This window comes from Gordonia sp. 852002-50816_SCH5313054-c, assembly GCF_001665925.1.
Taxonomy (GTDB): domain Bacteria; phylum Actinomycetota; class Actinomycetes; order Mycobacteriales; family Mycobacteriaceae; genus Gordonia; species Gordonia jacobaea.
In genome coordinates this window covers 17,047-29,632 of the sequence record NZ_LZTE01000037.1, presented here as the reverse complement: position 1 = coordinate 29,632, position 12,586 = coordinate 17,047, and the positions used below count along the sequence as shown (strand labels likewise).

The following is a 12,586-nucleotide window of genomic DNA, read 5'->3' as shown; positions in this document are numbered from 1 at the left end:
AGTTACACGCCAGGGGTGGTCCGCCTGTACCGGTACAGGTGGACCACCCCTGAGTCGTAGGTTTCTGCGCGCGCAGGAGGCCCTGTGGAAGGATTTCCCGCGCGTGTCCGAATCCGGTGCACACTGTGTCGCCATGGATGACTTCGGAGTGCACCGGGTTGCCGAGCTGCTGCGCGACGGAATGTCGCCGAGAGATGTTCGACGCGGCGTCGAAGAGGGCCAACTCCTGCGACTGCGCCACGGCTGGATGGCCACCGATGGTGCCGACCCGCTGGTCGTCGAGGCGGTCCGCGCGGGCGGCTGCCTCACGTGCGTGGCGGCGCTCAAGCTGCACGGGTTCTGGATTCCCCCGCGCGTCAAGGCATTACACGTGCGCGGGACGGCCTCGGCGCATCGTCGACATCCCCGACGATTCTGCCGCCAGTACGGCGGGCACATGAGGGTCGACGCCGCGGTCGACGAGCCGGTGACCGCCTTGCGCCACGCGCTGCGATGCCTGACCGGCGAGCAGACGATCGTCGTCACCGACTCGATGCTCCACCGCCGATACCGTTACGACGCAGGCAAACCCGTCGGAAAGCCCAGCGACGCGGGCGAGCTTGCGGGCACGTCCGGCGGCGCGGGTGACCTCGGGGGTAAGTCCGGCGGCGTAGTCACGCTCGCGGGCGAGTCCGGCGGCGACGACGAGGCGGAGTCCGACTTCGTCGTGCCGACCGTCGAGGAGATCCACTCGGCGTTCGACGGTGCGCCGAAGTCGGTGAGGCGACTGCTCGACGAGTGCGACCCCAAGGCTGCGTCGGGCATCGAGTCGATCACGCGGGTTCGTATCCGCCGCAAGGGTGTACGGCTGACGACGCACGCACACATCCCGGGTGTCGGGCATGTCGACATGCTGATCGGAGACAGGCTGGTCGTCGAGGTCGACGGTTATGCGTTTCACTCCGGGAAGGAGAGCTTCCAAGAGGACCGTCGTCGAAACCAGGTGCAGGCCGCGGGCAACTACGTGTACATGCCGTTCACCTACGACGACGTGGTCAACCGGTGGCCCCACGTCGAGGCGACGATCATGGGCGCCGTCCACAACGGGGTGCACCTCAATCCGCGGCGGCGCTCGACGACGATCCTGACGTCCGACGAGTTCTTCGAGCAGCTCGACTCGCGCAGATAGTTACAGTTCTGGGGCCGTGGGCCTGTACCGGTACATGTGCACCGCCTGTGGGCTGTAGTTTTCTGCGGCCCGGTCGGGGCCCGGGCCCCGGGTCGCTGCTCGATGACGATCCTCACGTGCGACGAGTTCTTCGAGCAGATCAACTCGCGCAGATAGTTACGACTCTGGGACCCTTGGCCTGTACCGGTACATGCGCGCCGCCCGTGGGCTGTAGTTTTCTGCGGGCGCACGCGCGCCGGACTACCCGACCGCCAGCCCGACGGCCGTGAGTACGGCCCACGCGAGCATGGCCATGCCCGTGGCGCCGAGCGACGGAATGAGCCCCGGGCCGACGGCTCCGGCGCGGACCGCCTGGTAGGCCTTCCACAGCAGGGGAGCGGCGAGCAGGCCGAGCAACGCCCACGGGGTGGCCGCGACGAGTACGACGCTCATCACGAGCGGAACCAGCAGCAGCACGCCGTAGAAGCGTCGGGTTGCGCCGTCGCCCATGCGCACGGCCAGGGTGTTCTTGCCGGACTCGCGGTCGGTGGGGATGTCGCGCAGGTTGTTGACCACGAGCACCGCCGTCGAGAGCGAGCCGACCCCGACCGCGCACGCCAGTCCCACCCAGTCGACGGTCCCGACGGTGACGTACTCGGTCCCCAGCACCGCGACGAGCCCGAAGAAGACGAACACCGCGACCTCGCCGAGCCCGATGTAGCCGTACGGCTTCGACCCTCCGGTGTAGAACCACGCCCCGGCGATACAGATCGCTCCGACGATCACGAGCCACCAGGCCGTCGTCGCTGCGAGTACCAGACCGCACACGGCCCCGATCCCGAAGCAGAGGAACGCCGCGCGCTTGACCGACTCCGGTGATGCAGCGCCAGAGCCGACGAGGCGCATCGGGCCGACGCGCTCGTCGTCGGTGCCGCGGATGCCGTCGGAGTAGTCGTTGGAGAAGTTCACGCCGATGATGAACGCGATAGCGACAACTGCGGCCAGCGCAGCCTTCCACCAGTTCACGCCACCGATGTGCAGGCCTGCGCCGACACCGGCTACGACGGGTGCGATCGCGTTGGGGAGTGTGCGGGGTCGCGCCCCGGCGATCCACTGCTTTGGGGTTGCCACCCTAGAACCCTAGACCGACGGTGAGCTCGGACGCGGGGCACCACCGGCGACGCGCCCGATCACGGTGAACTGGTCACAGCAGCCCACCCGTCACAGCAGGCACCCATCACAGGAGCGCACCCGGCTACTGGCTCGACAACCCGAACGCGGTGAGCACAGCCTTGGTCGCCTGGTCGGACGGGAACGCGCCGTGGACGTCGATGACCTGGATGCCCTCGGCGTCCATGGCGGCGGCGTATCCGGCGCTCTGATCCGACGACGCGCCCTCGACGCTCTGCTTGATCACGGCGATCTTGGCCTTCGGATACTTCTTGGTGAGCTGGTCGATCAACGGTTGGACCTGCGCGGCGAGCGGCGTGCCCTGATCGGGCGTGCTCGCGTAGTTGAGCAGGATGAGATCGGGTGTGACCTCGGGGCGGATCAGCTTCGCGAGGTTCTCCTGTGCATACGAGGGGCCCTTGCCCGCGGTGCTGCCGTTCCAGTAACCGATCGGACCGTTGGTGCCCTCGCCGAGGCCGGTCATGGGTCCGTAGGCCTCGGTGGAGGTGTTCCAGTACTTGGTGGCGACCGGCCGGTCGAGTGCCTTACTGATCGCCGAACCGAGCGCCGGCGCCCAGCCCTGCTGATCGGCACCCGTTGCATCACCGAGCAGCACAATGGTCTTGGGGGTCTTGGGCGACGACTTCGCGCTGTCCATGAACGCAACCGTCGCCGGGGTCGCAGTCGGTGCGGTACTCGACGGCGCAGCATCCGATGGCGTACCGCTCGACGCAGTCGAACTGACGCCGCTTGTGCGGTTCCCCGACACCACAAGTCCGACGATCAGCACGACAACACAGACGATCATGACCACCCAGGCCCAGATCGGTGCGGAAGCCCAGATTCGCTTCAGCAGACTTCCCATGCGATTAACCACTCCATCTTCTCGCCCACGCCCCGAAGGGTCACAATAGCGGCCCGTCGGTCAACAGTCGCTTTGTACGTGCAAACCACGCATTCGCGCGCCAATCCACTCGCCGAGAATGGGGCCCGGATCAAACGAGTGTCCGAGTCCTTCGCGCCGATCGCGCGCGACCTTATCTCCGAGGCTGCAGGCTCGCGCAAGTGCGGCCTCGGTCACGTGCACAGGGTTGATCTCGTCGGCGCTGCCGTAAATCGCGAGAATGGGCACGTCTGTTCGTGCCGACGGTAACGCGAAGCGCTGCAAAGTGTTTCGAAGCAGCGCAGTAGCGTCTGATGAGTCCTGCGCCGCCGCAGAGCCCAATGCCTGCGCGTCGGGGCTGTGCGACTGTGCGGCCAGAGCGGTCCGACCGCTGGCACAAGACATCCTGGCGTCGACGTCGGGCGTCGAGAGTCCCGGCAGATATGTGCCGGGGTCGATGCGCGAATCCGCCCGCGACGCCCCGACGACGATCAGGGGATAAAGGAATCGCTGGGCGGTGTTGAGTGTGCCGTCGGCGTAACCGGTCATGTCCAGAACCGGCGACATCGCGACGGCTCCGACGAGTTCGCCTGTCTGCGTTGAGTTTTCGTACTTTCCGTACTGCTCGGCTGTTGCCCACGCCGCTGCGCCTCCCTGCGATGGGCCGACGACGACCCACTTCGCGCCGATCGTCGGCTCCACCGAGCGGGCAGCGTGTACGCCGTCGATCACGTTGTATGCGGCGGTCCGCGGCTCGAGGTAGGGGTGCGGCGGGGCGTCGACGCGGGTGCTCAGCCCCTGGTAGTCGACGGTCACCACGGCGTATCCCGCGCGGACGAACGAGCCGATGAGCGAGACCTCGCCGAACATGTCCGGATGGTCGGACGGCCCGCAGTCGCGTGCGAGCCCCGTCGTGCCATGCGCGAACGCGATCAGTGGCCACCCGCCCGCGGGCCATGAGCCACCCGGGACGAACACCGCCCCGGTGACCGCGGTCTGCGAGCCGTCGACTCCAGACGTCGACGTGTAATTCAAACGGGTGACACGGGTGTGCGGCGGGAGCGCTGCCGTCCACGAGTTGAGGCCGGGCGACGTCGTGAGCACGTCACCGCGTGCTTGTGTGGTCTTGGTCACTGATGAAGATGATGCGTCGTTTCCGCAGGCAGTAGCCACGCACAGCGTGACCACGCACGCGCACGCGAAGACCAACGCTTTTCTCACACGGAGAATCTAGCGGGTCGTGCGAACACGGTGCCGTCTGCTTGCGCGGGGGTGCCCCGTCCATGATTCTGTTTCGCGTGGGAGTGCAGATCAGCACGCGTGACGACGCGGCAGCAACGCGGCGTCGTCATGGCACTCCGCCCACACCTCTGCGCGACCCCAATGTGGTGACGGTTCCGCGCGACGGCGAGGTCTACGCCTATCTCGGTCCGCAGATGAGGTGGGTTCAGCTGTTCCTGATTGCCGCGTTCGTCCTCGCGGGGGCGTCATTGTTCGTCTTCGCGACGGCTCACCCGCTGCTCTGGCCCGCGCTGATCGTGCTCGCGCTCAACGCGGCGAGTGTGGTCTTCGCAGCGTGCACCGGAATGTCCCGACGCCGCGTGCAGTGGCGTTCGCACCAGACACTCGCGGCGAGCTGGGAGCCCGACGACGCCCGATACCCACGCGTCGACGTCTTTCTGCCCACGTGCGGCGAAAGTCTCGCCATTCTGCGCAACACCTACGAGAACGTCTCGCGCCTGTCGTGGGGGAGCCGCATCAAGTTCTATGTCCTCGACGACGCCGCGCGGCCAGGCGTCGAATTCCTCGCCGAGGAGTACGGCTTCACCTACATCGTCCGGCCCAACCGCGGTGAGCTACGCAAGGCGGGAAACCTCAGACACGCGTTCGGCATCAGCTCCGGGCATCTTATCGTGATCTTCGACGCCGACTTCTGTCCGCGCCCCGACTTTCTCTGGCATCTCGTGCCCTACCTCGACGATCCGCGAGTGGGGGTGGTGCAGAGTCCGCAGACCTTCGCGACCACCGAATCAATGAACTGGATTCAGCGGACTGCGGGGGCGACACAGGAATTCTTCTACCGCTGGGTGCTGCCGTCACGCGACGGCTTCGATGCGGCGACGTGTGTCGGCACCTCTGCGGTGTATCGGCGGTCGGCACTCGAGGCCGTTGGCGGGTTCGCGCCGATCGACCACAGCGAGGATCTGCACACGGGCCGGCATCTGCAGCAGGCCGGTTACCGGGTCAGTTACGTCCCGGTGGTGCTCTCGCGCGGGTTGTGTCCCGCGGATCTCGCCGGATTCCTCAACCAGCAGTACCGCTGGTGCATGGGATCGCTGTCGCGCCTCCCGAATCCGGCGCTGACCACGGCTCCCGTCCGCCCGACGATCCGGCAGCGCCTCGCGGCCCTGGCAGGTGTCTTCTACTACCTGACGACTGCCATGAACGTCTTCATGCTGTTCATTCCGGGGATCGTGATGGTCGCGTTCTATCCGGCCGATGTGCATCCGGCGCAACTCGTTCCGTTCCTGCTGGGACTGTGGGTGTATGTGGTTCTTTTTCCGTTGGTGTCGCGCAGCAGGTGGCGATTCGAGGTGCTCCGGATTCAGATGGCGTACAGCTTCGCGCATACGGTTGCCATCTGGCACAAGCTCACCGGACGCGAGAAGAGTTGGGTACCCACAAGCGTTGTCGGAAAGACGAATTCACTTGCGCGGTCGATCAGTCTGCTCGGAGTTGTCGCACTCGGCGGATCACTCGCGCTCTTCTGGGTTCTCCTCGTGCGTGACGTGCGCGAATACGGGCTCTGGGAATTCTTCATGCTCGTCGGATTCGTGGGGGCCTACACCTATCTCGCCCTGCCGCTGCTATCCGAGTTCATCAAGATACTCATCTCACATCAGCGTGCATCGTCGAAGGTGTCCGACGAGATAGGCGCTGCCACCGCGACTGCTGAGGCGTCCGACGTCACGGAGCGCGCGGCATGAGTGAACCCGAGTTCGGGCCGCAGGCTCCTCAGCGTCGCTCTCCTGAGCGTCCCGAGGTGACGGAACGTCGCCCCACCGAACCCAATTGGAACCGCATCACTGTGTTCGAGGTGGTCGGCTACACGCTCGCGATCGTCTTCATCGGGGTGCTCGCGATGGGCGTCTTCGACATCATGCTCCCGTGGTCGACGTGAGACTGACCGACATCCTCGCGCCTGCCACCCCCGCGGTTCCCAAGCGACAGTTCTTCGACGACATTGCGGGTCTGCGCGGCATAGCCGTGCTGGTCGTCGTGGCGTTTCACTCGCGTATCCCGTTCATCCCTGGCGGATTCGTGGGTGTCGACATCTTCTTCGTCATCTCCGGATTCCTCATCACCCGGCTGCTCGTCAACGAGTTCGAGCAGACAAAGACGGTGTCGTTCAAGGGTTTCTATGCTCGACGCTGCCGCCGCATCGTTCCGGCGGCCTCATTGGTGATCGTCGTCTCGCTCGTGGCCGCCATCATCACGATGCCGCTACTGAAGGTGTTCAAGCAGTCGCTCGATCTTCTCGCCGCGGCAGCGAACGTGGCCAACTGGCACTTCATCGCGCAGAACGCCGACTACCTCTCGGGTGCGATAGACGGCAGCCTCGCGACGCACTTCTGGTCACTGTCGATCGAGGAGCAGATCTACCTCGGCTGGCCGTTGATCATCTTTGCCGCCGCCGTTGCGGTGTCGAGAACCGCTCTGCGCCGACGTCTTTCGCCCCGAGTCTCGATCGGTGTGGTCGTCGGTGTGATCACAGTGGTCTCGCTCGTCTGGTGCATCCAGACAACCGCAGCCGACCCCGCGTACGCCTACATGGCGACGCAGACCCGCATCTGGCAGTTCGGCGTGGGCGCACTCATCGCCGTCGCATCGCCGTGGCTCGCCACCCTCGCTGGTCGAGCTGGTCGAGCTGGTCGAGATGCCCCTACCGCTGGTGGAGACCACCCGGCCCGCTGGTCGAGCTTGTCGAGACCACCCGCCGCCGGTCGAGATGCCCCTACCGCTGGTCGAGATGCCCTTACCGCTGGTCGAGCTTGTCGAGACCACCCCGCCGTCACGTTGCTCGCCGTCGTGCTCGGCTGGGCGGGTTTCGCGGGCATCGTCGCGGCGTGTGTGCTGATCGATTCGCGCACGCCCTATCCCGGAACCGCGGCGCTGCTGCCGACGCTGTCGGCGGGACTCGTCATTGTCGCGGGTCAGCTCGCCGGTACGGGTCTGCCGCTCGTCGGCAGTTTGCTGTCGCTTGCGCCGCTGCGCTTTCTCGGGCGCGTGTCGTATTCGTGGTACCTGTGGCACTGGCCCGTGCTCGTCATCTTCGAGGCGCAGACCGGCATTCGCTCATGGCCGGTGCTGGTGGCCGTTTCGGTGGGATCGCTTGTGATAGCGACGTTGTCGACGCTGTACTTCGAGGAACCGATCATCGCCAACGCCGAACTCCGTCGTAACGCGTCGGCGTCGATCTCTGTCGGACTCACCGGACTGGTCGTCGCGCTGTCGGTGTCGCTGACTGCCGGTGTCCTCGTGGTGAAGGCGGCGAGCCGCGACACCGTCGCGCACGCGTCGTTGAATTACGACGCCGTGTTCGGCCAGGCGCGCTCGACGATGAGTGGGCCGGTGACGCCCAACCCGTTCCAGGCATACGACGACAGGCCATCGCCCACCGAATGTCTTGTGCCGGTAGGGCAGCAGAACCCCACGCGGTCGTGCGTCTTCGGGCGCGCGGATGGTATTCCGGTGGCGCTTTTCGGTGACAGCCACGCCGAGCAGTGGTCTGAGGCCCTCCGCAGCATCGGTGATGCGCACGGCTGGCAGATACACCAGTTCACCAAGGCCGCCTGTCCCGCACAGGATCTCACTCCTCGACCGCGCCAGCAGGATCCGTTCAACAAGCAGGACTGTCTCGACTGGCGTTCGTCCTCCCTCGATGCGATCGACGAACTCCACCCGAAGATCATCATCATCTCGTCGCTGTCGACCTACGTTCCTGATTACCCATCGTCGCAGGAGGCGTGGGACCGCACGCTCGCGAGACTCCGCGCCACCGGCGCACGCCTGGTGTACATCGAGGACACACCGTATCCGGGATTCCAGATCGCCGACTGCATGTCGGGTGCGCTGGACAACTGGCACAGGTGCGATTTCGGACTCGACGGCTTCATCCGCATCGAGCCGATACTCGACGCCCAGGCGCGTGGCAAGGACACCGACATCACCTCGATCGGTGTCAACGACCTACTGTGCGAAGGCAATACGTGCTTCCCGGCGCGCAACAAGATCATGTTCTACCGTGACGACTCACACCTGACGAACACGGCCGCAACGGTTCTCGAGCCTGCGCTCGTCAGCAGACTCGACGAGCAGCGATTCGACTACACCGCCCGCTAAGTGCCCTGAAGCTTGGCAATGGCCTCGCGAAAAGCGTTGAGGCTCTGCGGCGTCGAGTTGAATCGCCAGTCGCGTTCCTTGTCGACCTGGAACCAGAGTGCTCCCTCGAGGCGATCGGTGGCTTCGACGATGCCGAAGAAGCGTCGTATCCAGTCGGCCTTTGCGTCGGGTGTCGTTCCGTCGGTGCTCGCCACCTCGGTGATGAGGATCGGGCGGTCGGAATCGAGGCGGGCCAGAGTGCTCAGGCTGTCGGGGAACAGTTCCTCGGGCCACTGCCATCGATGTCCGGAACCGTCGCCCCAGTTGTATCCGTCGAGGCCGAGGTAGTCGACGTGGTCGTGGCCGGGAAACGCAGACGTGAAATCGGTTGTGCCAGCAGTGAGTACGTTGGGTGCCCAGACAAAGCGGACGTTGTCGGCGTGCGCGTCGTCGAAGATCGAGTGCATCCGTAGCCACGCTGCCCGATACTGTTCTGCGGTGTTGCCGCTGACGCCGATCGACCACGGATACCAGGTGCCGTTCATCTCCTGCGCGAAGCGCAGCAGGACTGGTTTGCCCCAGACGGTCAGGCTCGACGCCCATTTGCGCAGTTCGCCGTCGAACACTCCGGACGCGATGCGTGCCAACGAGAACAGCGGCTGCACAGTGCCGCCGCCCGGGTCCCATGGCTCCAGGCTCAGTAGCGGAACCGCACCCGACGCCGCGATGGCGTCGAGGTCTGCGGTCGGTAGTGAGTCGCCGAAGGAGACGAACCGGTGCAGATAGTGTGGGCTGCTGCCCGCCAATTCGGTGAGTCGCGCGATCGGCGTCGACGCCACGCCCTCGCGGGGGAGGACCTCGGGAATGAATGCGCCCCACTGTCGCTGCGAGGTAGGCGATGTCGGCTGTTCAGGTGTGGAGGTGCACGCCGCCACGGCTGCGAGTCCACCCAGCGCGGCCAGACGCAAAATGTCGCGTCGGGGCAGCGGTATCGGGGGCACCCCGCAATGTTAGGCCCCAGGCCCAGGGTCGAGCTTCTTGATCCAGACGTCCCACGTGATGTCCGACGTGTACGCCGAGTGTTGGTGTACGGCGTCGTGGGGGTAGTCGTCGGGTGATGGATCGGGAAGCAAGGCTTCGACGATGCGACCATTCTCTCTGACTAGATAGCACCCGCTGAACACTTCTCGTGGAACGACGAATTCGTTGGCGTAGCGCTTCAGTTTGCCGTCTTCGGTGTAGCTGACCACGCCGTCGCCGATGTAGTCGGTGAACCGGACGAGGTTGATCCACCTGTTGTCCAGCGCTTTTCGCAGTATGAGGTGGGTCTCATGGCTCAACGCCGCGGGAAAGGCTCGGCCGTATGCCCACCCCAGTTGCGAGCCGTACGTCAACAGCGAGAGCCGTGTGCGTTCCGGGCCTTGCTCCCGTGTGATGCGGTGCGCGAGGGCGTACATGATCATTGAGCCCTGGCTGTGCGCGGCCAGGATCAACCGCCGATGACGTCTCGTGCTCAGGAATCGATCCAGGTCGCGAATCGCGCGCGGTGCGTACGCGGGTGGCACGAGTGGATGTGCCTCGCGGGGCCAGAAGGATGCGAGGTCCCACAGCACGCCCAGGGATCGGCCTGCCTTTCGTGGTTTCTGTGCGGCGTTGAACATCGCACGCAGAAGCAGCAGACCGACGAGACCGAGTGCGCCGATGCCGACCCACTGCAGACCTTCGCCGCGGCGGACAAGGCTGGTGCTGGCGGTGGCCACGATGCCCGCGATCATCGCGCAGAGAGCGAGTGTGCCAACGCAGACCGGGATGCGGAGCTTTGCGGAGGCCACGCCCCACCTGATGCGCCGGCCGAAGGAGCGTCGTGGCGACGTGTCGAGCAACTCGAGGTCGGCCAGTTGTGGACCAGCAAGCTTCGCTCGGGCTCGACCGTCGACGACGATTACCCCGCCGAGAAACACGACGGTTCCCAGACCCCAGATGACGACAGTGACTCCCCACATCCAGGCAGTGCTGGCGTACGAGTCGGGTAACGGCACCGGGTTCTCGTGATCGGGTTTGCTGTGATCGATGACGAGCGCGGCCAGTCGGGTGAACCCGACGCCCAGCCCGACTCCCCACAGCACGCCGATCGCAGCGACGAGAGGAGCGTGTAGTCCGTTGAGCCAGGGAGTTGTCGGCTTCTCACGGGCACCCCACCACGCCTTCAGATTGCGCGGTAGCACCAGCGCGCCGACGGTCGTGAGAATGGCTGCGCCGACCAGCGCGGCGTCGAGCCAGAACAGCCAGGTGATCGCATCGCCGACGATGTGCGGTGGCTTCGCGGCGAAGTTCGTCACGACGAGAAGCGTCGACGATGCGACGACCCAGAGCACCGCAGGCCACGACACGAATGCCTTCGTCCACGATTCGGGCGTCGATGTCGCGCGAGGGTCGACGCATAGAGCTGTGGCCACGATGACCGCAGTGAGCATGGCGACGACGAGTCCCCAGATGGCGCGCGGTACGGTGTGGTCGCCCAACACGATTGTGGCAGTGCAGATTCCGGCAACGGCGTGTGTGGTGATCAACACCGTTGCCCTGCCGTCCGAGGGCGAGACGAACGCATCGGTCGCAATGAGCGGAACCTCGGCGGGGTCGGTGGCCGAGGGCGATTCGTTGAAACGCGCTGGGTTCGTGGGCGCCGAATCCGCGGGCACGGAATCAGTGGGCACGGAGTCAGTGGGTGCCGAGTCAGTGGGCCCGTCCACGTCTTTGTCGTTGTCGCCGTACAGACTCACGAAGCCGCCGACGAGGAAGATCGCGAGGAGGCAGCCGAGGACGGCCCAGTCGCGCCAGGCGCCGTCGTGCATCCGGCGAAACAGCACGCCGTCGATCAGGAATGTCAACTGCGCGATCATCGTGACCGTCAGGGCAAGTCCGAGTAGTCGTAGCAGTGCACGCAGCACGACGACGCAGCACTGTGCGATCGGATTGTCCTGTGCGGCTTTCGGATACATCCACCCCGCAACATTGACCAGTGCGAAGGGGCCGAAGAGTGCCCAGATTGCCTGTATGGCCATGCCGGAGGTCATGTTTCCCCACCGGTACGCCACACGGTTACGGGGGCGTCGGACGTGGGCTGGTCGTTCGGGATATGTCGTGAAGACGCCCTTGAATCCCTCGCCGGAAACTTCGACGACCCGCGCGCTGTCGAGGATGACCGCAGATTCGGTTCCGCTGACCCCGTGGGTCAGGAGCACGAACGGTTCGGGAGCCTGGTCATCGTCGGCCATGAAAGAGGATTGTCCCACCTCCCGAATGGCCGAGTACGTCGTTCGGAGGACGCGACTTTCCGCGTGCATCGTTCCCGAGGTGAGTTCCGCGACAGGACCTTTCCTGTCGCGGACGGCGGCCGCAGGCAGTAGTCCGGGTGGCGTAGTCCGAACGGTCGAACCTCGCCATCGGACGCGTTGGTGGCCGTCGTGGGGTGCAGACTGTGCAGGCTTATTGTCGATCACAGGCGGTGACCATGACCGGACGCTATCCCTATCAACCTGCTCCTACGGGGCAGTCGTCGAAGATCAGTCGCAAAGCGATTGTCGGGGGAGGCGTCGGGGCACTGTTTCTCATGATGGCCAGTTGCGGTATCGGTGCGGCGCTCGGCGGTGGTGGCGACAGCACACAGGCGGCACCGACCGTGACGTCGACGACGACGCTGACCGAGACCACCACGGCGGCGTCGAACGAGACTGTTTGGCGCACCACAACAGTCACGCCATCTCCGACGGAGACCACCACCGAGGTCGCCGATCAGACCGACGATTCGGCCAATACGCCGCGCGGACTGGTGGGGCCGAGGACAACGACGCCAACCGCGAACTCCGATTCCGGGGCCGGTAGCGCGTCCTACGGAAGCTGCTCGGCAGCACGAGCGGCCGGCGCGGCTCCGTTGTACGAGGGACAGCCGGGCTACTCGTCGAGTCTCGATCGTGACGGCGACGGGGTTGCCTGCGAGTAGATCG

10 protein-coding genes are annotated in these 12,586 nt (G+C 65.4%); 5 read left to right on the top strand and 5 right to left on the bottom strand.

Going from position 1 to position 12,586, the window contains the following annotated elements:
- Positions 1–133 precede the first annotated feature (133 nt).
- The gene (locus A5788_RS09115) at positions 134–1,168 is read left to right on the top strand and encodes a type IV toxin-antitoxin system AbiEi family antitoxin domain-containing protein (protein ID WP_064866527.1); all 1,035 of its coding nucleotides are present in this window, start codon (positions 134–136) and stop codon (positions 1,166–1,168) included.
- A 240-nt stretch (positions 1,169–1,408) separates the two neighbouring features.
- On the opposite strand, the gene A5788_RS09110 is transcribed toward A5788_RS09115, so the two are convergent.
- From A5788_RS09110 to A5788_RS09100, 3 genes are all read right to left on the bottom strand, one after another.
- Positions 1,409–2,278 carry a 1,4-dihydroxy-2-naphthoate polyprenyltransferase gene (locus A5788_RS09110; RefSeq protein WP_064866525.1) on the bottom strand — a complete coding sequence of 290 codons (870 nt, stop codon included), beginning with the start codon at positions 2,276–2,278 and terminating at the stop codon, positions 1,409–1,411.
- A 124-nt stretch (positions 2,279–2,402) separates the two neighbouring features.
- Positions 2,403–3,182 carry an SGNH/GDSL hydrolase family protein gene (locus A5788_RS09105; RefSeq protein ID WP_231894153.1) on the bottom strand — a complete coding sequence of 260 codons (780 nt, stop codon included), beginning with the start codon at positions 3,180–3,182 and terminating at the stop codon, positions 2,403–2,405.
- Between the two features lie 60 nt (positions 3,183–3,242).
- Positions 3,243–4,334 carry an alpha/beta hydrolase family protein gene (locus A5788_RS09100; protein ID WP_231894154.1) on the bottom strand — a complete coding sequence of 364 codons (1,092 nt, stop codon included), beginning with the start codon at positions 4,332–4,334 and terminating at the stop codon, positions 3,243–3,245.
- Between the two features lie 149 nt (positions 4,335–4,483).
- Between A5788_RS09100 and A5788_RS09095 the strand changes: the two genes are divergently transcribed.
- Genes A5788_RS09095 through A5788_RS09085 form a run of 3 tightly spaced genes read left to right on the top strand, consistent with a single transcriptional unit; the run spans position 4,484 to position 8,603 of the window.
- Positions 4,484–6,187 carry a glycosyltransferase family 2 protein gene (locus A5788_RS09095; RefSeq protein ID WP_064866519.1) on the top strand — a complete coding sequence of 568 codons (1,704 nt, stop codon included), beginning with the start codon at positions 4,484–4,486 and terminating at the stop codon, positions 6,185–6,187.
- On the top strand, positions 6,184–6,381 hold the full coding sequence (locus A5788_RS09090; protein ID WP_049700804.1) for a hypothetical protein: 198 nt from the start codon (positions 6,184–6,186) through the stop codon (positions 6,379–6,381). The genes A5788_RS09095 and A5788_RS09090 overlap by 4 nt, the downstream gene beginning before the upstream one ends.
- Positions 6,378–8,603: an acyltransferase family protein gene (locus A5788_RS09085; protein ID WP_231894157.1), complete on the top strand. Its 2,226-nt coding sequence runs from the start codon at positions 6,378–6,380 to the stop codon at positions 8,601–8,603. The genes A5788_RS09090 and A5788_RS09085 overlap by 4 nt, the downstream gene beginning before the upstream one ends.
- On the opposite strand, the gene A5788_RS09080 is transcribed toward A5788_RS09085, so the two are convergent.
- Positions 8,600–9,583: a glycoside hydrolase family 26 protein gene (locus tag A5788_RS09080; RefSeq protein WP_231894155.1), complete on the bottom strand. Its 984-nt coding sequence runs from the start codon at positions 9,581–9,583 to the stop codon at positions 8,600–8,602. The genes A5788_RS09085 and A5788_RS09080 overlap by 4 nt on opposite strands.
- Positions 9,584–9,592: 9 nt before the next feature.
- Positions 9,593–11,857, bottom strand: a complete 2,265-nt coding sequence (locus A5788_RS09075) for a hypothetical protein (RefSeq protein ID WP_064866515.1) — start codon at positions 11,855–11,857, stop codon at positions 9,593–9,595.
- A 236-nt stretch (positions 11,858–12,093) separates the two neighbouring features.
- On the opposite strand from A5788_RS09075, the gene A5788_RS09070 reads away from it, so the two are divergent.
- Complete coding sequence (locus tag A5788_RS09070; RefSeq protein WP_082937922.1) at positions 12,094–12,582, top strand: excalibur calcium-binding domain-containing protein; 489 nt, start codon at positions 12,094–12,096, stop codon at positions 12,580–12,582.
- Positions 12,583–12,586 lie beyond the last annotated feature (4 nt).